We start from the raw sequence: 22,327 nt of genomic DNA on the forward strand, positions 1-22,327 counted from the left end.
AATCCGTAGTGGTGCATGACACTGAAGGAGGCCATCCATGCACAACTTGAAAAAGTATATTAGTTTTTTACTAGTTTTATTACTTTTGTCGAATGTGACGGCTGTTTCGGCAGCTGTGCCGATTGATGAAATACGAGATTTAATTAAGGAATATTACATAGAGGATGTGCCTGCTTCCGTATTAGCGAAGCCAACGGCAAAGGAAATCACGAAGCATCTGGACCCTTATTCTGTCTATATGACCACTGAGGAATTCGCCCAGTTCTCAAATGGAATCGAGCAACAGCTAGTTGGAGTTGGGATCGTTCTTGATGAGGATGAAAAGGGCATCAAAATCATGTCCGTGATCAAAGGGGGTCCAGCAGATCGAGGCGGGATGAAGGCAGGAGATATTATTGTCAGCGTCAATGGTGTAAGCCTAGTTGGACAACCTGTGCAAAAAGCCGTTTCACTCATAAGCGGCAAGGCCAATACGTCAGTCACGCTACGCTATATATCAGCCGATACGAATGAAACCGTAACAAAAACATTGACGAGAGAAGTAATCAAGCTTCCAAATGTCGAATATCAAATGCTCGGTGGAGAGATCGGATATATTCGCCTGAACAGCTTTTCCAATGATGCTACGAAGGAAATCACAAACGCAATTGGTAAATTAACCGGAGCCAAAGGCTGGATTTTCGATCTTCGAGACAATGGAGGAGGCTATGTATCCACTGCTCAAGAAGTAGCTGGACTTTTTCCAAACGTGAATAAGGCCTTTCAGATTCGAGATAAAACAAAGCAGCCGGAAATTTACGCAGCTACTCCTCAAAAAGTGAAATTTACAAGCCCGACTCATATTCTGATCAATGAATACAGTGCAAGTGCTTCAGAAATGGTCGCAGTTTCGGTAAAAGAACAAAAAGGTGCGACACTATATGGACAAACCTCCTTTGGGAAAGGCTCCATGCAGTCATTATTCCCATTAAGCGACAACAGCATGTTAAAACTAACAACAGCCCGTTTCTATTCACCAAAGGGAGTGCCAGTCCATGAAACAGGTGTCAAACCAAATATTGAAACAGCTGTAGGTGAAGAATTAATTACGTCCCACAGAGACCAATTAATCGCAAAACACGCTACTTATCAGAAGCTTCCTGCTCTTAATAGTGTTCCTGTTACAAAAACATTCACCGTTGAAATGAACATGGAAATGGATTGGTCAAAGCTAAGCCCACAGGATGTTCAACTCATCCATTTAGGTGGTAATGAAGTGCCTGTTGAAGTGAATGCAGAAGACCATTCCAAAATGACCATCAAGCCAAAAGCAAACCTTCAATCAAAAGGAAAATATATGCTCATCATTCATCCAAAATGGACAAGCAAAAACGCTAACCGTATGCAAAAAGGGATTTACCTTGAAGTGACGGTTCAATAGGCATAATACCTAGGTATCTTACCTAGCTACATCATCAAATTTGCGTAAAAATGTTGCTTTGAAAAAAAGTTTGATCAAAAATACCTCACAAACCCGTATATTAGGATAAATAAAAAGAATCCATTTTGAAAAAAAATTAATCAAGATGGATTCTTTTTCTACAGTTTTAAGTTTCGGTTTTATAAAAAAGTTTGATCATTTTCTACTGTGGTGCTCTCCACCATCATGCCTGATTGTAGAGGATTGTTTTTAAAAATTCAGGATTACCTCCATGTCTTTCCAAAATATCTGGCATGCCCACTCCGACTTCATCTGCAAGGACATTAGTTTAAGATTTCCTCTTCATCTTAATTTCTTTGACTCTTCGCGAAGGATAGCTCGGCTGCGGACCAAAAAGTCAAAAAGAAATTTAATCTCCTGATCATTATATTTTTCGAAAAGTTCTCTTATAGATTGGCTAAAAGAGGTGAAGACGGGGAGAATCTCTTTCTCCACTTTTTCAAGATTTACATGTATGATAACACGTCTGCGGTCATTCGGATCTTTATCTCTATACACATAACTAGCTTTTTCAAGTCTGTCAATCACGCCAGTAACAGCCCCCGTCGTAAATCCGGTCATTTCGGCCAGCTTGCCGGCAGTCATCGGATAGTTCTGTAAGATAATATCCAGGCATTTGTGATCCGTGGAATTTAAGCCCAGTTTTTCAGCCACGTTTTGATGGAACATGATCGTTTCCGTGCTGAAGTTTCGCAATTCCTCATTGAACAATTCTAATAATTTTTCCCTTGACAGATTTTCTATTGACATTTTGATAACCCCCACATATAATTATTTTATCTCACGAGATAAGATATTTATTAAACGAGATAAGAATCTTATATAACATATTATATCAAAAAACAATAACAGTTCAATGCAAGCAAATCATTAGTGGTCGATGCAGAAATGTCTTATATGTGTGGGAAAAATAAACTAAGAGGTGTTTTTTTATGAATTCACTGAAAGAAGTTCTTACGCAAGAAAAAGAGATTACTATTCATACGCTTGCAAATTACATGAAGCAATATACCCGGAATAATTGGAAATCCGTATTGGAAGAACATCAATCGGAGTTTCAGGATGCATTTGATAAGTCGGGAGAATTTGCTTACGGTGTCTTCGGACGTAAGTTATTCGGACCTTTGATCAAAGAAATTGAGCGTGAAGGGTTTGTCTTGGAGTCTGACCATTTGGCTTCTTCCGTAGAGTATTGGGGACCGCCGGAAGAACGGGAACGGTGTATGTGGCATGTTTGCAAAAAAGCCGATGGTACTCTGATGGGAAGCCTGATCACCCGTGTCTTTCACGATCATACTCAGTTTCGTATACCCCGTTCGCCGGATATCATAGCACTTGAGAAAACGGAAAGAAGCGAGATTGTTGAGGCACTTTCGCGCGCTTCCAGCCGCATCACCAAATATAACGAATTTACTGGCACATTTTTAACAGAAAAAATTGACAACGGCGAACAAAAAAATCATGGTTGGGAATACAGCGTTGAGGTCGGGTTGGGGGATTATCTTGAAATCGACAACCCCGAAATGAGCGAGGGAATGCTCGATCATGCTCTTTCTCTTTGGGGACGCAATAACTGGGAACTAACGTCGGTTGTTCCTTATCAAGGACGTCTAATCGCGTTCTTTAAACGTCCTGTGTTCGGAAGAGATTAGAAATTAAGATAAGCTTGGTAGTTAACGACCTAATTAGGGGTAATACCATGGGAATTAAATGACTCTGTTTGAAGTCATTTCGTAAAAATCCCCCTTTAGATAACCATATCCAAAGGGGTAAAACGGTGAAGTTTTTCATAACATCGCGAACATCAAATCTTTTTTATAAACATAGGGTGACTTTATTTCAAAGCCACAAAAAATCTCCTTTAGTCATCACGACTAGAGGAGATTTTTCTGTTACATAACAAGAAGTTCAACTGCATTGCCTGGCGATTAGCTATTTGTGTCCATATTACAGGGGATAGGTGTCACATTAAATAATTATGGTTCCCCAAATGATCGTTTTCCAAGGTAAACGTAACCAAAGTATGATGCCAGAAAAGTAAGTTTTGCGAGTTAACCGATAACCTAAAACGAAGAGAAACAGACCGCACTTCAGGATTTTTTAAAAAATGGGAAACTAGTCGTCTTTTGTTTCCACCTTTTTCGCGAATATCATTAAATTTGGAAACTAACGAAGCTTTGTTTCCACTTTTTCACGATTATTTTAAAAAAATGGGAAACTAGTCGTCTTTTGTTTCCATCTTTTTCGCGAATATCATTAAATGTGGAAACTAACGAAGCTTTGTTTCCACATTTCCATGATTTTTTAAAAAAATGGGAAACTAGTCGTCTTTTGTTTCCACCTTTTTCGCGAATATCATTAAATTTGGAAACTACTGAAGCTTTGTATCCACTATTCCAGGATTTTTTTAAAAAATGGGAACCTAGTCGTCTTTTGTTTCCATCTTTTTCGCGAATATCTTCAAAATTTGGAAACTACTGAAGCTTTGTTTCCACATTTCCAGGATTTTTTAAAAAAATGGGAACCTAGTCGTCTTTTGTTTCCATCTTTTTCGCGAATATCATTAAATTTGGAAACTAACGGAGCTTTGTTTCCACCTTTCCACGATTATTTTAAAAAATGGGAACCTAGTCGTCTTTTGTTTCCACCTTTTTCGCGAGTATCATTAAATTTGGAAACTAACGAATCTTTGTTTCCACTTTTTCACGAAAAATCAAAGCCGAGTGGTCATAAACAAAGAGAAATAGACCACATTTCAAGAAAAATCAGTGCCATGATGTCATAAACGAATAGAGAAACAGACCACATTTCAGGAAAAACCCGATCCCCAAAAAGCCCTTTTATGCATAAAAAGCAAGATTTTCGTGATCATCGGTAACCAAGAGGTATCTATGATTCCCACAATGATCGTTTTCCAGGGTAGACGGTTACCGATTGCCTTCTATTATCCCCTGGAATTTATTGTAGAATAACATTTTCCGCTTGAAGCAGCCTCCGAGTTTCTTTCGTCTCGCTCCATCCTTGGCATCACCAAAACTCTTAAGTGGTCATCTATCATATGATATTTCAGAATATACTCCCCCTAGTTGTAAAAAGAAAAACACACTCCGATTCTTGTAATCGATTTCATTTTAAATCACAAAAATCCCTTATTTGGAAGGTTAAGACTAGTATGGTTTTAATTTGTAAAAAAAGGTGATTTTTTAATACGATCACAGTAAAAAAAGTTATTTCAAGCTATTAATGAACATTATTTTCTACCGATGATAATAGAGTGATAGGACTTTTTTACTGGAGGAAATGAATAGATGAAACGAACAAAAAGCATTGCATGGAAGTTGTCGGGACTGATTATTGGGTTATTTTTAGTTTTGTTTTTATTATACTCCGTTGTGACGAATAGCATTTTGTATAATAAAAGTATGAAAGATTCAGAAGATTACGTAAATGAGTTGACAAAAGTATACGCTGCAGAAATGGGCGATCGTTTTAAGCAGACGAAGGAGACTTTAACAACAAGTAAGAATATAATCGAAGCACTTAACAACAATGAAATGTTGACAGCCCAAGCCGTTTTAAAGATTATTGAAAGTAACCTTGCTAAAAATGAGCATATTAGTGGAATGTCGGCTGTTTTGGAGAGTGGCATTCTGCCAGAGGATACCTCTATTGATCCAAGCTTATTAGATAAGCAAAAACGTTTTGTTCCTTACGCGTATAAAGATGGAGAGAAGATTCATACAGGTGCAGTGAGCGGGTATGAAACAGAAGGTGAAGGAGATTGGTATCTCATACCTAAAAAAGAGAAGAGGGCTATATTATCAGAGCCGTATGAGTATCAAGTCGGAAATCAGACAATCTGGATGGCTACCATATCTGTTCCATTGTTTTCGAAAGATGATCAATTTATTGGCGTTTTGACAGCTGATTTCTCAGTAGATTATTTAAATGAGTTAGTGAAGAAAATAAAAATAGAAGGCGGCTATGCAAACATTATTACGGATCAAGGCCTTATAGTAGCAAACAGCAAGAATGAAAAATTAATTGGAACGAATATGAAGGAACAAATTGATTGGGAAACAGTTAAGTCCGATTTAAACGATAGAAAAGTATCCAATTTATATAGGGATTCAAAAACGTTAAATGAAGAGGCATTTAATGTATTTGCCCCTGTCTCGATAGAAGGAATCGATGAAGTCTGGTCTGTACAGGCGGCCGTTCCAAAATCAAGTATTCTTGAAACATATAAGACGATTTTATATATAACCATTGCCATTGTGGTGTTAATCATTTTAATCATGGCATTTGCTTCGTCTTGGTTTATTCATCGACAATTAAAGCCTCTTACTTATTTAAGAAAGTCTCTTGAAACTGCTGCCACAGGTGATTTAACAGAAAAGGTGGCGGAATCACAATTTCGCAATGATGAAATTGGTGTCGTGGCAATGGCTTTTAACGATATGTTAGATAAGACGAATGAGGCTATAAATATTGTAAAGGAATCATCTGATCAATTAAATCGATCTTCTAATGAAGTGCATCATACGTTTGAGGAAGTCTCCGCTTCTAGTGAAGAAGTAGCAGCAGCAGTGGATGAAATTGCCCAAGGAGCCTCTCAGCAGTCAGAAGATGCAGAGCATACAAATAAACAGATGGTCGATCTCGCGAAACAAATTGATTTATTAGCTGTACTTTCCGATGAAATGAATCAATTATCACAACAAGCTGGAGAGTCTACTGTACACGGGATGGAACAGGTGAATCTACTTCGTGAACATAATGAAGCTACCAATGAAATGAACGAAAAAGTCCAGCAGCAGACTCAAACACTTGTCAAAAAAATTGCCGATATCGAAACCGTTATTGAATCTATCAATGGCATTACCGCACAGACGAACTTGCTTGCACTAAACGCAAGTATTGAAGCGGCTCGTGCCGGAGAACATGGAAAAGGTTTTGCTGTCGTTGCAGAAGAGGTAAGGAAGTTGGCGGAGGAGTCACGTAAGGAAACAGAAGTCATTCAAAAAACAGTTCAGGAAATATTGGATGAGTCGAAACAAACGGTGGATGTGATCACACAAAATATTGAATTAATGAAATTGAATAATCAGTCCGTTTCTGACACCGAATCTTCCTTTAAACAAAACGCCAATTTAGCCGAACAGCTAAGCGAATCGGTTAGCAATATATCCGCAAAATTAAATGACATGATCAATTATAAAGAACAGGCAATAGAAGCGATTCAAAGTGTATCCGCCATTTCGGAGGAAACCGCAGCATCCGCTGAGGAGGTAAGTGCTTCTGCAGCACAGCAGCAGGTTGAAATGGAACGTGCTGCTGCCTTAACCGAGCAAATGAACAACATTGCCGGAGAATTGCAGGAAGTTGTGAATCGATTCAAATTAAATTAATTGAAAAAGAAAGCCATTTGGCTTTCTTTTTTCATAGAATAGGTAGTCATACCTATTTACCTTCAACCACATTGTTCTTTATTAAGAAATTTTCTTTTTTTTCCTGTTTTATTCTATCAGGTTGTGTTGTATAATGTGTATTATAATCCATTTGTCACATTATTCAGCATGTTTTTTTGTTCCGGATGTTCTATATAACGAATCAAAGAGGGAGGACGTGACCGTGGTACCAAGGTCTTCTAGATATAAAAAACGGAAGAAAATGCAGCGAAAAAAGATGCTGAAGAACTTCACAACAAGTGTAGCGATATCATCTATATTACTAGGAAGCGCACAGATCACAAGACCAACGTATGGGGAATTCAATTCCCGAAATGATCAAGATTCTGATATTCAAGCCTGCTTTATTTTTCCAAGAACGGTCGAAGAGTATCGAGATCGTACATATGAACTCCAACAAGAAACAGAAGTTTTGATTAACGATGCATTAGCGAAACTTAGCGAGCTGGACATTTCGACTATGAATGAAAAATTAGACGCCTTAAATGAGGAAAAAGCGGATGAAGAAGGCGCCACACCCCCAGATTTCCAAGCGGATACAAGTACAATTGAAGGACTTCAAGCACTCCAGAGCCAGTTACAATCAGAAATCATCGCAATTCAAAATACCATTGCCGCGAATGAACAACAAATAGCCGCACTCCAAGAGATCATCACAGAGGTTCAAGAATTAATTACGAAATTGGAAGAAATTGTTTCAACTGTTTTCCCAGAGGCAAAGGAACAAGCCCAATTAAAATTGGACGAAATGATTGAAATCATTCAAATTATCGAAGAGATCAAGGATCGCGCCATTCAAGAGTGCAAATTTGATCCAGAGTTTTTCAATAATATATTGGAGCAAATGAATATGTATAAAGCCAAAACGGAAGAATTAATTCTAAAGCTGGATGAAGAATTGGTTAAAACGGAAGAACTCATTCAGGAGATGAATGAGAAAGCAACGGAGCTTAATGATAATATCGAAGCGCTGCAAACTGAAAACGAAGGCTTGTTAGCAAAAATTGTAGAGATCGAAAGCCAAATTGCTGCCATTGATCAACAAATTGCGACCTTCAGAGCACTCCAAGCACAAAAGGAAGGCTTAAAGGAAGGAACGGCCTCGTTAATTCAAAAGCTTAAAGAGTCCACATCTTTAACAGAGGAACAAATCAAACAATTAATAGAAAAATTAACAGGCGTTATAGGAGAGATAGATAAAATTAATCTAGGTAACCAAGATGTGTCTGCGATCGAAAAGGCCATTGCAGAAATTGAGAAGGAAATGAAGCAAAAAGAAGAGGAAGCTAGATTAGAAAAAGAGAGACTTGAAAAAGAAAAATTAGAAAAAGAACGGTTAGAACAAGAAGAGAAGGAAAAGCTAGAGCAGGAACAGAAAGAAAATGAGGAATTAGAGCAAGAGGAGCAACAAGAAGGTGAAGAGGATCTAGAGGAAGAGAAGGGAGAAGGAGAAGAAGCTCCAGAGGAAGAAGAGAAAGAAGACGGTGAAGAATTAGAGGAAGAAAATAAAGAGGATCAAGAGAAAGAAGAGGGTGGGTCAGAAAAGGACGGACAAGATGAACAAGGTCAAAACGAGGACGAGCAAGGAAATGATCAAGAAGATCAAGATAAGCCAGGGAAAGAAAAGCCTGTAAAAGAAGATCCTAAGCAACCAAATCCAGATGATCCAAAAAAGGATAATCAAGAAAAACCAAAGCAAGAACCAAAAGCATCAGAACCGAAAGATATTAAACAGAATAAAGATGTAGATACAGGAAACAAAGGGAAAGAGAAGGATGCCATTAATAGTCTAGCAGCAGCCGCTAAATTAATGGGCATGCTAAGCACACCATATTCAGTTCCTTCCATTCTTAAAAACGAGGATCAAAGAGAAAGCAATAACCTTACGATCGCAAACAGCAAGCTAGATATGAGGATTGAAGAGGAGTCAGATGATCAAGCAAGAGAAGTGACACCAGGTCCTACAATAAGTCCAGTTTAATATTAACCAGACACATGCAATACTCCGGTAAGCCTTCAAAGCAATAATGAAGCAGCCGGAGTTTTTATTTAGCTAATAGGAAAGTTTAAGTTTATTAGCGTACTAAAGTAAAGTGTGTGTTCAATTAAATATCTACTAATAAGATCGCATAAGTAAAACTAAGGCATTCGCCAAAAAAAGACTTGGTGTTGCTTTAAAATAAAGTTTGATCAAATTGATACTAATAACCTTGATAAACGATCATAGAAAAGAGCGTGTTTTGAAAAAAAGATTGATCAAAACACGCTCTTAATATTTTCAGTTGGTTCATTCTTTTATAAAAAAGTTTGATCATTTCCTATCTATGTTGCACCACAATCGCGCCCGATTGTTTAAGACTAACTAATTAAATTTTATCTTGGGGTACAGCCACATACCCATCAAGCTAAGTTAAAACAATACCCCAAAAAGGGAAAAAACGCTATGCTTATCGTAAGAAGTTTACGAGAAGGATGGTGTTTTTTTATGAATCCTATCAACTTCAGTGAACTGACACTTTTCGCACAAGAATTACAACGCTTTCTATCTCCAATAGCCCTACAAGAAATCGCTAAACAAGTTGGTTTTGTGAAGCGATCTAGTAAGTATCAAGCAGATGAACTTATCGCCCTTTGCGTTTGGCTCAGCCAGGATGTCGCTAGTACATCGCTTACGCAACTATGTAGTCGGTTAGAGGCTTCGACGGGTGTACTCATGAGCCAAGAGGGGCTCAATCAACGATTTAATTCTGCAGCTGTCGCATTCCTCCGAGAAGTCTTTACTTCACTCCTAACACAAAAACTCTATGCGACACAATCGCTATCTTCACACATGATTTCTGTTTTCGAACGTATTCGGATTTTAGATGCGACTGTGTTTCAGCTACCTGATTCCTTTGCTACTGATTATCAAGGATCTGGAGGGAGTAGTAATACTGCAGGCGTGAAAATTCAATTGGAATACGATTTACTGAGTGGCCAGTTTTTAAATGTGCAGCTGGGACCAGGAAAGAACAATGATAAAACATATGGTACCATCTGTCTTGAAACTGTAAAGGCAGGCGATTTATGTTTGCGTGATCTTGGTTACTTCGATTTAGGAGACTTACAAGCTATTCACGATAAAGGGGCTTACTATATCTCACGGTTGAAGCTGAATACACGCATTTATATCAAAAACCCTAAGCCAGAATACTTCAAAAATGGCACGTTAAAAAAGCAAACAGAATACATCCAACTTGATATGACACAAATGATGTCTGATCTAACCCCTGGTGACACGATGGAAATTCCCGATGCATACATAGGCCAAAATCAGAAGCTTCCAGCACGTGTTATTATCCATCGTTTAACCGATGATCAAACGCAAACACGCCTGAAAAACCAAGCGATACGTGAAAAGAAGAAAGGCATTGTCATGAAAGATAAAAGTAAACGTTTAATGGGCATGAATGTATATATCACGAACACATCGATAGAAGAAATACCGACGAACTATGTGCATTCATTGTATTCACTTCGTTGGCAGATTGAAATTTTGTTTAAAACGTGGAAGTCATTCTTTGAAATTGATGAATGTAAAAATATTAAAAAAGAACGCCTAGAGTGCCATTTATATGGACAACTCATTGGCATTCTCCTCTGTTCTTCTACAATGTTTCAAATGCGACAACTTCTGCTTGAAAAGAAAAAGCAGGAGTTGAGTGAATACAAAGCAATTTATATGATTAAAGATTACTTTTCGTTACTGTTTCAAGCGATAGCAGTTGGCACAGAGGAACTTTCGGAAATTCTGTATCGCCTTTATCAGCTGCTCAAAAAGAACGGTCGTAAATGTCATCGGTATAAGAAGATGACCGTCTTTGATATTCTAGGGGTTGTGTATGAAACGACGGTGAAGCATAGACAAGCTGCCTAGAAAAAAATCGCGTTTTAACAGGCTTCTTTGGCATGCCTACTTTTCTATCACTCGTAGTTTTAAAATAAGTATCATTTCGTATCTAGTAATTTGGGTTATAAGCATTTTAATAAAAGCCTTTTGAGACATTGAGAAGCCATTTAAAAGAATGGGAAATCACCTGTCTTTTTTAAAATATCGGAAAGTATATATTTTTTCGGGAGATCCGCCTCACAGTGTGGAGGCGGTGAACATCGCGATAAACGAATAACTCAGCCTAAAATTACCCTCAATCCATCCAAGCCGCGACAGATTTTACTCCTGCGCCAATAACAGCTCCTCCAATAGCACCAAAAATAGCACCCCATATGGTTTTTGTTTTTTCGCCAACAATTGCTCCAGCAATCGCCCCGTCAAGAGCACCGTCTGCGTCTTCGCTTGCAACTGATTTTTTATCATCTTTTTTATCATCTTTTTCAGCGTAAATAACAGACGAATTTTGCGATTCGGAAAGAATACTATTCAACACTATGCTGGAAATTTGAATAGCAAGGGGGCTTGTACCCACATTTTGATCTATTAACTCTTCGTGTATCTTGTTTACTGTATGAAAGAGATCCATTGTTTCCTCTTTAGACGAGGTTCTTTTGTCATTTAATACACTATAAATTTTTTCTAAAAGAGTTACATCATATGCAGACAACAACCTTCGGTTCTTCAGCTCGTTTAAAAGAACACTTCGATATTGAGTGCGATTCCCTTGGGTTTGCTCACGAAATTTAATGAGTTTCCTAACAATCATTCCATGTATTTCTCCAGATGATAGAGAGAAAGAAGGAAATGGATAAGGATCAGGATAGGGATCACATGGCCAAGGCCAAGGTTCGGGTTTGATTATAGAATTATTTAATGCTTCTTTTTTATCCATGGTATATCATTCTCCTTTGACATATATATTCAATAATATTGTCTCCATAGATTTGTTTATTACTTTTGAAAAATCTACCAAAATTCAAAATTGAATATTTGTCAAAGAAATAAAAAGAGAGCCGGTTCCTGAAAATCAGGATGCCAGAGAAAAAGATTCGGTAAACCAAAAGCTGTAATAAACTACAGTCCACTCTTATAAATTTGCGGGAATTGGCTAGGTTTAGGGTGTTTTAATGATTGGTTAACAGTTTAAATCATTGGGAAGATAAAAACATCGTACAAGCTGTTTAGAAGCATTTTAAGGGTGTCTTTTTTCTAGTAACTTTTATGGCTACAAAAACACACCCATCAGCTACTAATTAAAATATAAAGTATATTTAATTCATAATTAAAAACTTATAAAACTCGAAAAGTATATTTCAAAGGATAAAAAAGATTCAATAAAAGGAGTGTCTTTTTGATGAGAAAAAACGAAAAAAAGACCTTAACTAATTATGAAAACAGTATTAAAAAGAGCAATGAACTATCGATGGCTAAGTTGAACCAAGGGTTAACTTTAAATCAAATGAAGTTGCTCGTTTATGCGATCTACTCTACACAGCAAGATGGAAAAACAGAATTTAACAAGGTTGATTTCGAAGAAAAGTTTGAGATTGAGAAGTATCAAACACGTCATGCAAAGGAAGATGCACAGCGTCTTTTGGATTTAATATTTAGTATTGAGGATTTGGAAAACAATTATTTCGAGTATTATAATGTGTTAGGAAACTCAAGACTTTCTGTACAAATTTCTTAGCGTATGTTTTTCGCTTTTCGTTGGTAGGACCCCATCTTGAGATAATAAATTCAACCAATTCTTCTCATCAATGGCTTGGATTTTATAATTTGATCCAACGATATCTAACATTCTTTGATAAGTTTTAATATCCCAAGAATCGTCTATATGTTCATATAAGTCATTTTGTACATATTCTTTAATAATAAAGTTCGTAATAGAACTAATGTCGACTAAATTTCCAAAAAACTCTCTTAACATAATTGAATCCCCTTTATCTAAAGGTTCATCCGTTAAAAGGTAAATTTTGAATACATTAACAATTTCATTTAAATCTTCTTCATCTAAAAAACAAAGTGGATCTAACTTTTTGTCTTCTTCTGTATAAGGTCCTCTAGTATCTTCAAAAATGACATAAGATAACACTTCGTCGTCTTTAAAGAAACGAAAAATCTCTAAATCTCATAATCTTGGTTTTCTATCAATTGAAATCATTTTTTTCACCTATCCAATAAAAGAATTAAGGTTTTACGGTAATATTCATTATTTAACTTAACATAATTATCCATCAAAACTGAAATGGATTTGCTCCACAATCTGGCCCGTTTGCTGAACAAGAGAAAATCCTGGAATACAGGATTTTTGATCAAACTTTTTAATAAATTATCAATCTTTATTATAAATTATCGAACTTTATTTCAAAACTACACATTCATATGAAAGTCGTTTAAAATTTTCTTTGTACTGACTATTTTATGGAATGATTGACACTTCTGCCATACTAGAAACCTCCTCAATAATTACTAATACTAACGTTTTTTTTCAAGATTCACAGAAAAAGTTAGGCATTTCTATTTCACGTAATGTTTTTTGAAATCAGGATAAATGGAAAATTTATGGCGTAAATCTATGAGGTTTTTTCCAAAACTCTCCTCTAACACTTTACGATGTTTCTCCATAATTTCCATAAGGTACAAATCATGAATCATAACTTCTGTAATCGGCATGACTAAACCCACATGCATTGTCCAAGCAGCACGACTATCTTTATCCAGTGAAACAATACCTGCTACGACTTCTGCATCATCTCCACTAAATACAATCCATCGCCCATCATACTCTTCAGTAATTTCACGACTCATATCGTGGTGGTAAATATGAGCGAAATCAGATTCGATTTCCCCATAAGTAATAATGGTTATAGTGACACCTTTGTTTGCTGCCTGTCTCAGTTCTGATTCTAACTCATTGAATTCCTCCTCCCAAATTTCTAAGAGAACTCTTTTTTCAGCAGATAATATACATGCTTTTACCTTATCGAGTATCTCGTTTCGCCCAGTGATGTTCCAGATATTTTCACGGTCATTTGAGGATAGTTCGAATTTTGCTAAAGATTTTTCCACCTGTTCAAACGCTTCCTCCGCTTTCAAACGACGGTTTCTTATCAACTCCTTAGCAGGAACAGGAATATACTGAGGCGTGTTTCCGTAACTAACAAAAATATCTCCCCGTAACGCAAGGCTCTCTAGGACTTCATATATCTTTGAGCGTGGAACACCAGAATTTTTCGCAACAGCATATCCCGTTAAGGGCGACTCTTCCAATAAGGCAAGATATGCTTTGGCTTCATATTCCGTGAAATTTAGATTTTTTAACGTTTCTATTGTATTTTCTTTCATAGGACCCTCCAAACAAAATAGTAGCTACCATTGTAACTAATATTTTATCAAAAGCTATTGTTATTACCAAGCAATTTTGATAAAATTCATTCAATTAAGTAGTTACTAATGTAGCCACTAATTAGAAAGGCAGGGTCAGAATTTTATCATGAGAGTTTATTATTTTGCTTGTATCAGTGCAGTCCTATTATGGAGTGCGTCCTTTATTGCGACGAAGATAGCATATGAAACGTTCGCACCTATTCAACTAGGTGTTGTTAGAACATGTTTGGCTGTGCTGATATTTTGGATAATTAATAAAATAGTGAAAAATAAGGAAAAAATTCGAAAAGAAGATCGTAAACGAGTTGCAATAAGTTCCCTTTTTGGAATAACATTATATTTTACTTTAGAAAACATTGGGGTCAGCATGACATCTGCCTCTAATGCGGCATTAATTGTTGCTTCTTTTCCAGCTATAACATCACTACTGGAGTTTTTTGTTTTCCGTTCAAAACCTAGTTTTCAAAAGTCTTTAGGAATTATCCTCGCTATCATAGGTGTAGCAATACTAACACAGATTACCATTAGTGGAAGTTCAAAGTCGTTTTGGGGAAATCTTATTCTTATTGGAGGGGGGATTGTTTGGGCATTTTACAACTTTATTACAAGAGACTTAACAAATAAGTATTCGGCGTTGACATTAACCTATTATCAGATGTTAATAGGTGCCATTTGGTTTATACCATTTGTTTTTCTTGAGGATAAACCTTGGAGAATACCTAGCGTAACTTCAATGAATGCATTAATTTTTTTATGTGTCGGATGTTCAGTTGCTGCATTTGTATTGTATAATTTTGGGTTAAAAAAACTTTCAGCTAGTGTTTCAGTATCTTTGATGAATCTTGTTCCAGTTTTAGGGTTAGTATTCTCCGTTTTAATATTGGGTGAAGTCGTCTCCCTATTACAAATAATAGGTGGAATCATTGTCATTATAGGTGTTATTTTAAGTTCTATTCAGATAGAAGAAGTTTCAAATGAACCTAATTCAAATTCTGCAACTTAATTAGAAAATCCTTGGATTTTTTGTTTTAAAAATATTTAATAACCAGATGAAAATCCTGAAAATCCTCTACAAATTTTCAGGATTTTTCTATTATTTAATTAATACGCTGTGATAATTTCGCAATGTGCAAATTAGTAACACAAAAAGTCTGAATGGGTGGTGCCACTATTAAACTCCCTTTACTTTCAGTGAAAACATTCATAAACTCCATCTTTACATAAATGTCCAAATACTACTGATTGCTATTCAACAATCTGGTCCGATTGCTGAATAACCCTATTGTTACTAAATAATTCTCTAATACACCTTTTGGTTCAGAAATACTTTTCCTTTCACTATAAGATTACCCTTTAGATAACCATATCTAAAGGGGTAAAGCTTCGCAACTTTCTTTAAAACATCGTGACTTTCTTCAAAACATCGCAACTTTTTTATAAACATCGCGACTTTATTTCAAAACTACACTTGGCGAACGCCAAGTTTTTCTAAAACTTTGAAATTGCTAGAAAAAATAAAAAAAGTCAGTATCCTCATTGGGAATACTGACAAATCATTTGGCAGTCGCGCTGCCTTAGTTAGGTAAGCACTACCAATGGAGTTACCCGTTGCTAGTGTCCACCTATAAGACGTAGTAACGGCCGAAAAGGTTTCATTCAATCTTAAGAATTTTAAAAGCTTTTTTCTCCGAAGGCGTATCTTGAGGTGAATCTGTATTTTCTACACCCTTGACAGATGAATCTTCTGCTCCGGTATCCGCTGTTTCCGTTTCAGACTTCACCGACTGTTCCGATGTTTCCTGATCAACACTAGCTTCCCCAGAGTCCTCATTTAAATCCATGAAGATTGCCGGCCAGATGATGAGGTTGATAATGATGAGTGTGAATATTATTGTGTTTACGAAAGCTTTCTTAGCCATTTACGGAATCACGATCTCCTTTGTTTCCAGCACCTTATTTGAGATGCTGTATCCTTTTACCGTAAGCTTTTCGCCTTTTTTAAGGTCTGGTTTATAAAGCACGAATAGATTATTGCCCTTATACTCAAACTCATCACTGCCGGTCTTTACCTTTGCTACCTGATCACTTACATTGACTGTAATCTCAACGAAATGCGAATGGCACTCTGTTTGAACACTCGTTAAGTTTTTTGCTTTATTTTTTTGATTTGGCTTAGAGCTTGAGCTCGTTTCGCTCTTGCTGGTATTAGTTTCGCTCTTGCCGGTATTAGCTGAAACCTGTTTTTTGTCGGTTCCCGACGTCTTATTCGTCCCTTTGTTCGAGCTTGTTCGAGTTTCCAGCTTAAACGGTAATATCGTATGCTCGTTTAAAAACGTCTTTCCAGATTTCACATTTCCTTTAATATGTAAATAATATTGAACATTATCCTTGTAAGGGGATTCCGGCGTAATTGTCACTTTACTTTCATCTTCCGAAACGCGGAGCTTTGTCTTCAGCTCTCGTTTTCTTTCATCTATAATATAGAAGTTTTGCTTTTTAATCGTTCCTTTATTAACCGGCTGGGTAAAAGTAACAGACCAGCTCTTTAATGGATCTTGAATCGTTCGATCCTCCAGAAGCACCTTTTCAATCGACGCCTGCCCGACAAGAATGCCTGGAAATAGAACAATGATGACAAGCATCATAAGGAGTATTAAAGGCTTTCTCATTTACTTATCCTCAACCTGTACTTTGATGTCCGTTAGCGGGCTTTCTGCTAGAAAATCCGAGAAAAGCGATTCCTTGGATAGAAGCTCATGCAGGGTATATCCTTTCCCCTCTGTCTTATATTTAAAAGACTCTTTATAAGTGTTAATAATTTTGCCTTCTTCTGTTGCAAATTTAAGAATCTTAGAATCTATAATTTTTTGAGAGCTATCGAGTGCGGTTACATGCACATCAAAAAAGTCCGGCATCTTGGAAAAACCAATGTCAAATTTTAATGTATTTTTTTGTCCCTTATCTTCATTTAATGAGTGGGCATACCCTTTCTGAAGGAGCTTGCCATTTTTCAAAATTTCAACATGCACATTTTTAACATCTTCGCTCTTCGTCGTAATATCGATGTTTGTAATGCCGCTAATCGATGTTTGGTCCTCTTTAAAGGCACCAGGTTTTTTATGGGTAACATTGATTTCATTTATATATCTCTTTGGAGCGAATGCTTTTATTTCCCTCGGCGTATATTGAGTAAGCAAATTTTCTAGGCGCTGTTCGTTAATCACCATTAGCTCATAAAAATCAATATAGTTTGTTGAGAATTCGTATGAAAGAGACTGGCTATAAGTGCCGTTCTCCAATTCGATCGCAGGTCCATTAATCTGAACGAGATAATCCTTGTTAAATTCAAGGGATTGCTCAGGAATAATGTTTAATACGTCTCGATCCTTACGAATGGTTTTTATCGGGAGATCGGTATAGGTTCCATTAGTTTTGACAAATAGTTTAATATAATTCGCGGAAATTTTAAGAATATTGCTATTAAATTGAATGCGAATATCGGTGTCAATCGGCACATGTTGATCGCCGGCTGCAGGGATCGTCTTTTCGATTTTCGGATAATTAGATGCCTGTACTGGATGATTGACAGCAGGAACGAGTATCGAAAGGAGCAAAAGGAAAACAACTCCTAGAATGTTTACTTTTCTCATATAGTAACTAACCACCTTCGTATGTAATGACGCTCTAGTCTTAATATACTACGAAATTCGACATATCTCCATAAAAAAAGGAAAAAGCCGCCAAAACTGGCGACTCTTCCTGAACGCTGAAGCGAAGGTTAGTACATGCGTACTATACAAGTTAAAGAAAGCATCCATTTGGGAGAAAACCTTCTTAACCATAGTGTACCAAATAAATCGAAAAAATACATGTAAAAATTTCTAATATAGCCAATTTTTTATTCCAGCACGCATCTTTGTGAAACTTCTGAATAGAATGAAAAGGTGTGCGTTTCAATACAATCATTTTAAGCTTTTTCAAGTTAGAGAAATGTCTTTCTCCACATGAAAGGCTTTAACAGCGTATGCATCGTAGGTCTAATTGGGAAGCATTAGGAAGAGGAGCACTTTCCTCGCCGGCTAAAGACGCCACATCCTACCAAAGGCATGATTTCGCAACTTTCCTTGTCCTGTGGTGACATCGGCACTAGTACGTTAGTATGTCCTACACGTCGGAGGTGAGTATAAAGGAAAGTTTCTGCGAATAGATATCTCAGGAAAATTATTCTAATATTATTTCAAAGGGGTTACACTTTTCTATTAAACAGCGAATATATTACAAATTTATTAAAAACATGATAGAAATTGTAGAAATTTTGCAAGCTTTGTATTATTATATGATATATAAACCATAGTTGGAAAACCTATCCCCGCCTACCAAAAAAATATATATATTGGTAACTATTGCATAAAAGATAATACTTTGGTATACTATTTTACTAGTTAGGTAAGCGGTGGATATAGAGGAAAACACAACCATTGGTTTATTCATTGCTAACAAAAAATATGCACTACATAGCATGAAGGGAGAATACAAGTTTATGAAAAAGAAAGCTATTAAAATCGCAGCTTCAACTGCAGTAGCAGCTTCAGCATTCGTTGCTGCAGCACCAGCTAACAAAGCTGATGCAGCTACAAATGTAGAACAATTAGTTAAAGCAGCAGAAGCAACTGCTAAAGTTTTACAATGGTCAATTTCAGTTGAGGGAACTGCTGATTTTGTAACTCGTCCTTACGCTGAATACAATGCAGCTAAGAAAGCAAACAAAGCAGCTAAAGCTGAAGTTGCAAAATTAAAAGGTGCTGACAAAGCAGTTTACGAAGCACGTCTTTTAGATTCTGATCTTCAAATCAAGCGTGCTGGAGCTTACATTGATGCACTTACTTCTGGTGAAAAAATCAAAACTAAACAAGCAGCATTAGATAAAGCTATCAAAGCTGCTGATCTTAAAGCTGTTCAATCAAGCTATCATACATTAACAGCTGAAATCCGTAAGCAAGCTGAATTACTTTACAGAGTTTACGGTCAATCAACTCGTGATGGTATCTTAAGAACATTTAAAGATCCAGCTGAAAAATTATACAAAAGTGTAATTAATGAAGTGACTGTTCTTGATCACACTGATTTAGTTGATAAGTATACTAAATCTAAAGAATATGACAAAGCAGTTGATCATGTTGAAAAAGCTGAATATGCATTAAAAGATGTTAAGCAATTTAAAGATGCTTTAACTAAAAACTTAAATGATGCTGTAGATGCTTTACCTTTAACTGTAAAATCTGTGACTCGTGTTAACTCTACTACTGTAGAAGTTAAATTTACGAAAGCTCTTGATGTAGCACCTGTTACTCACTTCACTTTTGATAAAGGATTAGAAGTATCTTCTACAAAATTAAGTGATGACAAGAAAACAGTTACTTTAACAGTAAATGGAGAAAAAGCTGGAGAGACTTATACTTTGTCTTACAAAGGTGAAGCTACTAAGTCATATACAGCTCCAAAGCAATCTACTGATGACCCAATTACTTCTGCTGATAAAGCTGAAAGAATTGAAAAAGATCAATACCGCACATATACTTTCGACTTGAAGGACAGTGATGGAAGAAAGTATAATGGTTATGCAGATGTAGAATTAACAAAAGCTGGTGTTGTTGACATCGTTTCTGTTAATGGTGATTCAAAGCTTACAAATGTAAAAGTTAAAGATGGCGTTTTATCTGTTGTGGTTAAGGGTGCAGCACAGGGTGAGACTACAGTTAAAGTTACAAATCTTGATACTGGAAAGTCATTTGAAAGTGGCAAAACAATCGTAATGGTTGATGGAGACAAGATAGCTCTTGAGAAAGATACAGTCCTACATGTAGACAGTGATAAAGACTATTTCACTGCAAAAGTAAAGGGTGCAGACCCTGAGTATAAGTATTCTTTCACTAAAAATGATACTTTCCAAGTAGAAGGAAAAATTGTATCATATGATGACTTCAAAAAAGCATTAACACAATATTCAAAAATCAGTGTTGATTATAAAAAGGGTGAAAGAAACTTCTTCAATCTTGTTGAAAAAGTTGATGTTAAAGTAATTACTGTTACAAATCCTTCTAAGAAAGATGTACGTGTAAATCCGAAAACTAATCAAAAGTACTTCGATTTACGTGGAACTGGTGAACCAGGAAAATATGTTAAGATTAATGCTGATGCAAATGGCAACTCTGATCATGCAGTTAAAGTTGATTCATCAGGCAGATGGGAAGAACGCGTTTATTTATCAGAAGGCGTTAAGAACACATTTGTAATTGGCCAATATGAAGGAAAGAATTCATCTGATGTTGTAGTAGGTGGTACTAAGACAATTAACCTTTATGAAGGTGAGTTTGAAGTAGCAGCTGTTGCTGGAGAACTTGGTTTTGCTGAAGAACTTACGTTTACTTTCTCTTCGATCGATGGATATAAAGATGAAGCTAAGTTCACAACAAGTTCAGTCTTAACATTTGTCGATAAAAAAGGTGAAAAACTAGAATATCGCATTGGTTATGATAAAACTGAACTTGTAAATGATAATAATAACTCAAACGAAATTAAAGTTAAATTAGGTGGACCAAGTAAATCTAACAAAGACTTTGATGCTGATACTGCACAATTATATAACATCTCTAATGTAACAAACCAAGATGGTTTGAATTTAACTGTTAATAAAACATTACCATTACAGTAATTGGGAAAGGTGCCTGTCACCACCCGAAATTTGTCAAAAGATTAGTAAACAAATAGAGTAAGATGGAAGGCTCTGTGGAGAGTAATCTCTACGGGGCTTTTCTTTTTGCATTTCAGAAAGGTGCCAGTGGTCAAGACCCCAAAATATAGACATTATCAAAATACGACATTATATCGCTTTTTGATAGTTTAAATAGTAACTTTGGGTTCGTTTTTCATTGTAGTAACGGATATATTTATTTAAATCTTGTTGAAATGTTTGTAATTGAATTTTTGGATAGAAACAAGGGAATTCTGTTTTCAATTGAGAAAAGAAGCTTTCAATCACAGCGTTATCCCAACAGTTTGCCTTACGAGACATACTAGGTGTAAACTTCAAATTCTTGCTCAAGTTATAATAATTAAACGATCTATATACACTTCCTTGATCACTGTGTACGGTGACTCCTTCAAGCGTTTTTAATTTTCGTTTCTTTCGAGCTGATTCAATGGTAGCTTTAATAAGCTCTTGATTAGGGCTAGAGCTAACTTCTAGGGCAAGAACTTCCTTATTAAATAGATCCATCAAGGCTGATATATAAAGTTTTTCTTGTTCAACTTGAATTTCTGTCATATCCGTAACCCATTTTTGGTTGGGGTGACTGGCATGAAAATCTCGTTCTAAAAGATTTTTATACACATATCCGGCAGCCTGGCCTTTTGTTTCTTGCGTTGTTTTAGGCCGTCTTACTAATGCTTTAATATTTGCTTCCCTCATAATACGAGCTACTCTTTTATGATTTGCAATAGTCCCCTTATCTTTTAAATATTTTGCAATTCTTTTGGCTCCATACGTGCCTTTATGAAGAGTGTATGCCCGTTTTATCTTAGTTAAGAGCTTACGATCCTTGTTTGAGACTTGCTTTTTAGGTCTACTAAGATAAGCATAATATCCACTTTTTGAAACCCCTAATACACGACAAAGAAGAACAACTGGATAATCCTTTCTCAAAAAAGAAATAGCTTCGAATTTCTTGCTTATTCGTTCTCTTTGAGAAAGGCCTGGAACTTTTTTAATATCTCATTCTCCAATTCTTTTTCTTTTAGTTTTTTCTCTAACTCCTTAACTTTTTTATTACTATTTTTAGATTGAGGGGTACTATGAGAATGTGGATTTTCTAAGCCCTTTTCTCCTCTTTCCTTATATGCATTAACCCAACGATTAACAGTATCACGGTGTAAATTTAGTCCTCTAGCAGCCTCTATTACTGATTTCTCCCCATCTATTATCTGAAGTACAGCTTTTAACTTAGTTTCGACACTTGTATGTTTTCTTGTCATTTTGTATGTCCCCCAATAATGTAG

At 36.2% G+C, this 22,327-nt stretch carries 17 protein-coding genes; 8 read left to right on the forward strand and 9 right to left on the reverse strand.

Annotated elements, in window-relative coordinates; translation table 11 throughout:
- Window positions 1-37 precede the first annotated feature (37 nt).
- Window positions 38-1,420: a S41 family peptidase gene (locus KHA94_RS08000; RefSeq protein ID WP_213101618.1), complete on the forward strand. Its 1,383-nt coding sequence runs from the start codon at window positions 38-40 to the stop codon at window positions 1,418-1,420.
- A 342-nt stretch (window positions 1,421-1,762) separates the two neighbouring features.
- On the opposite strand, the gene KHA94_RS08005 is transcribed toward KHA94_RS08000, so the two are convergent.
- Window positions 1,763-2,230 (reverse strand): MarR family transcriptional regulator, encoded by a 468-nt coding sequence (locus KHA94_RS08005; protein WP_213101619.1) that lies wholly within the window; start codon window positions 2,228-2,230, stop codon window positions 1,763-1,765.
- Window positions 2,231-2,412: 182 nt separating this feature from the next.
- Here KHA94_RS08005 and KHA94_RS08010 point away from each other — a divergent pair, with 182 nt between their 5' ends.
- The 4 genes from KHA94_RS08010 (at window position 2,413) to KHA94_RS08025 (ending at window position 10,867) form a co-directional block, all read left to right on the forward strand.
- Window positions 2,413-3,132 (forward strand): DUF6022 family protein, encoded by a 720-nt coding sequence (locus KHA94_RS08010; RefSeq protein ID WP_213101620.1) that lies wholly within the window; start codon window positions 2,413-2,415, stop codon window positions 3,130-3,132.
- A gap of 1,656 nt (window positions 3,133-4,788) precedes the next feature.
- The gene (locus KHA94_RS08015; RefSeq protein ID WP_213101621.1) at window positions 4,789-6,891 is read left to right on the forward strand and encodes a methyl-accepting chemotaxis protein; all 2,103 of its coding nucleotides are present in this window, start codon (window positions 4,789-4,791) and stop codon (window positions 6,889-6,891) included.
- A 223-nt stretch (window positions 6,892-7,114) separates the two neighbouring features.
- On the forward strand, window positions 7,115-8,932 hold the full coding sequence (locus tag KHA94_RS08020) for a coiled-coil domain-containing protein (protein ID WP_213101622.1): 1,818 nt from the start codon (window positions 7,115-7,117) through the stop codon (window positions 8,930-8,932).
- Window positions 8,933-9,436: 504 nt separating this feature from the next.
- A complete protein-coding gene (locus KHA94_RS08025; RefSeq protein ID WP_213101623.1) occupies window positions 9,437-10,867 on the forward strand; it encodes an IS4 family transposase in 1,431 nt (476 codons plus the stop codon).
- A 268-nt stretch (window positions 10,868-11,135) separates the two neighbouring features.
- On the opposite strand, the gene KHA94_RS08030 is transcribed toward KHA94_RS08025, so the two are convergent.
- Complete coding sequence (locus KHA94_RS08030) at window positions 11,136-11,774, reverse strand: glycine zipper family protein (protein ID WP_213101624.1); 639 nt, start codon at window positions 11,772-11,774, stop codon at window positions 11,136-11,138.
- Between the two features lie 462 nt (window positions 11,775-12,236).
- Between KHA94_RS08030 and KHA94_RS08035 the strand changes: the two genes are divergently transcribed.
- Entirely contained in the window at window positions 12,237-12,572 is a 336-nt protein-coding gene (locus KHA94_RS08035) for a RepB family plasmid replication initiator protein (protein ID WP_213101625.1), read from the forward strand.
- Here KHA94_RS08035 and KHA94_RS08040 read toward each other — a convergent pair.
- Together KHA94_RS08040 and KHA94_RS08045 are read right to left on the reverse strand one after the other, a co-directional pair.
- Window positions 12,546-12,977, reverse strand: a complete 432-nt coding sequence (locus KHA94_RS08040) for a terpene synthase (protein ID WP_249365400.1) — start codon at window positions 12,975-12,977, stop codon at window positions 12,546-12,548. The genes KHA94_RS08035 and KHA94_RS08040 overlap by 27 nt on opposite strands.
- Window positions 12,978-13,402: 425 nt before the next feature.
- On the reverse strand, window positions 13,403-14,230 hold the full coding sequence (locus tag KHA94_RS08045; protein ID WP_213101626.1) for a TrmB family transcriptional regulator: 828 nt from the start codon (window positions 14,228-14,230) through the stop codon (window positions 13,403-13,405).
- 148 nt (window positions 14,231-14,378) lie between these two features.
- Between KHA94_RS08045 and KHA94_RS08050 the strand changes: the two genes are divergently transcribed.
- Entirely contained in the window at window positions 14,379-15,275 is an 897-nt protein-coding gene (locus KHA94_RS08050) for a DMT family transporter (RefSeq protein WP_213101627.1), read from the forward strand.
- A 649-nt stretch (window positions 15,276-15,924) separates the two neighbouring features.
- Here KHA94_RS08050 and KHA94_RS08055 read toward each other — a convergent pair.
- The 3 genes from KHA94_RS08055 to KHA94_RS08065 are packed head-to-tail and all read right to left on the reverse strand — an operon-like array spanning window position 15,925 to window position 17,922.
- Window positions 15,925-16,191 (reverse strand): hypothetical protein, encoded by a 267-nt coding sequence (locus tag KHA94_RS08055; RefSeq protein WP_213101628.1) that lies wholly within the window; start codon window positions 16,189-16,191, stop codon window positions 15,925-15,927.
- A complete protein-coding gene (locus tag KHA94_RS08060) occupies window positions 16,192-16,941 on the reverse strand; it encodes an Ig-like domain-containing domain (RefSeq protein ID WP_213101629.1) in 750 nt (249 codons plus the stop codon).
- Window positions 16,942-17,922 (reverse strand): Ig-like domain-containing domain, encoded by a 981-nt coding sequence (locus tag KHA94_RS08065; protein ID WP_213101630.1) that lies wholly within the window; start codon window positions 17,920-17,922, stop codon window positions 16,942-16,944. It abuts the gene before it with no gap.
- 890 nt (window positions 17,923-18,812) lie between these two features.
- Between KHA94_RS08065 and KHA94_RS08070 the strand changes: the two genes are divergently transcribed.
- Window positions 18,813-20,984: a hypothetical protein gene (locus tag KHA94_RS08070; RefSeq protein WP_213101631.1), complete on the forward strand. Its 2,172-nt coding sequence runs from the start codon at window positions 18,813-18,815 to the stop codon at window positions 20,982-20,984.
- 168 nt (window positions 20,985-21,152) lie between these two features.
- Here the strand turns inward: KHA94_RS08070 and KHA94_RS08075 are convergent, their stop codons facing one another.
- Together KHA94_RS08075 and KHA94_RS08080 are read right to left on the reverse strand one after the other, a co-directional pair.
- Window positions 21,153-21,974 carry an IS3 family transposase gene (locus tag KHA94_RS08075; RefSeq protein WP_213101632.1) on the reverse strand — a complete coding sequence of 274 codons (822 nt, stop codon included), beginning with the start codon at window positions 21,972-21,974 and terminating at the stop codon, window positions 21,153-21,155.
- Window positions 21,975-22,000: 26 nt separating this feature from the next.
- Window positions 22,001-22,303 (reverse strand): helix-turn-helix domain-containing protein, encoded by a 303-nt coding sequence (locus KHA94_RS08080; RefSeq protein WP_213101633.1) that lies wholly within the window; start codon window positions 22,301-22,303, stop codon window positions 22,001-22,003.
- Window positions 22,304-22,327: the final 24 nt, after the last annotated feature.

Origin of the sequence: Cytobacillus citreus (genome assembly GCF_018343665.1) — a bacterium.
GTDB lineage: Bacteria > Bacillota > Bacilli > Bacillales > Cytobacillaceae > Cytobacillus > Cytobacillus citreus.

Excerpts from the sequence above, each read along its gene's own strand:
- KHA94_RS08000 (WP_213101618.1), top strand. The coding sequence starts at position 38 with ATGCACAACTTGAAAAAGTATATTAGTTTTTTACTAGTTTTATTACTT.
- KHA94_RS08005 (WP_213101619.1), bottom strand. The coding sequence starts at position 2,230 with ATGTCAATAGAAAATCTGTCAAGGGAAAAATTATTAGAATTGTTCAAT.
- KHA94_RS08010 (WP_213101620.1), top strand. The coding sequence starts at position 2,413 with ATGAATTCACTGAAAGAAGTTCTTACGCAAGAAAAAGAGATTACTATT.
- KHA94_RS08015 (WP_213101621.1), top strand. The coding sequence starts at position 4,789 with ATGAAACGAACAAAAAGCATTGCATGGAAGTTGTCGGGACTGATTATT.
- KHA94_RS08025 (WP_213101623.1), top strand. The coding sequence starts at position 9,437 with ATGAATCCTATCAACTTCAGTGAACTGACACTTTTCGCACAAGAATTA.
- KHA94_RS08030 (WP_213101624.1), bottom strand. The coding sequence starts at position 11,774 with ATGGATAAAAAAGAAGCATTAAATAATTCTATAATCAAACCCGAACCT.
- KHA94_RS08035 (WP_213101625.1), top strand. The coding sequence starts at position 12,237 with ATGAGAAAAAACGAAAAAAAGACCTTAACTAATTATGAAAACAGTATT.
- KHA94_RS08045 (WP_213101626.1), bottom strand. The coding sequence starts at position 14,230 with ATGAAAGAAAATACAATAGAAACGTTAAAAAATCTAAATTTCACGGAA.
- KHA94_RS08050 (WP_213101627.1), top strand. The coding sequence starts at position 14,379 with ATGAGAGTTTATTATTTTGCTTGTATCAGTGCAGTCCTATTATGGAGT.
- KHA94_RS08055 (WP_213101628.1), bottom strand. The coding sequence starts at position 16,191 with ATGGCTAAGAAAGCTTTCGTAAACACAATAATATTCACACTCATCATT.
- KHA94_RS08060 (WP_213101629.1), bottom strand. The coding sequence starts at position 16,941 with ATGAGAAAGCCTTTAATACTCCTTATGATGCTTGTCATCATTGTTCTA.
- KHA94_RS08065 (WP_213101630.1), bottom strand. The coding sequence starts at position 17,922 with ATGAGAAAAGTAAACATTCTAGGAGTTGTTTTCCTTTTGCTCCTTTCG.
- KHA94_RS08070 (WP_213101631.1), top strand. The coding sequence starts at position 18,813 with ATGAAAAAGAAAGCTATTAAAATCGCAGCTTCAACTGCAGTAGCAGCT.
- KHA94_RS08080 (WP_213101633.1), bottom strand. The coding sequence starts at position 22,303 with ATGACAAGAAAACATACAAGTGTCGAAACTAAGTTAAAAGCTGTACTT.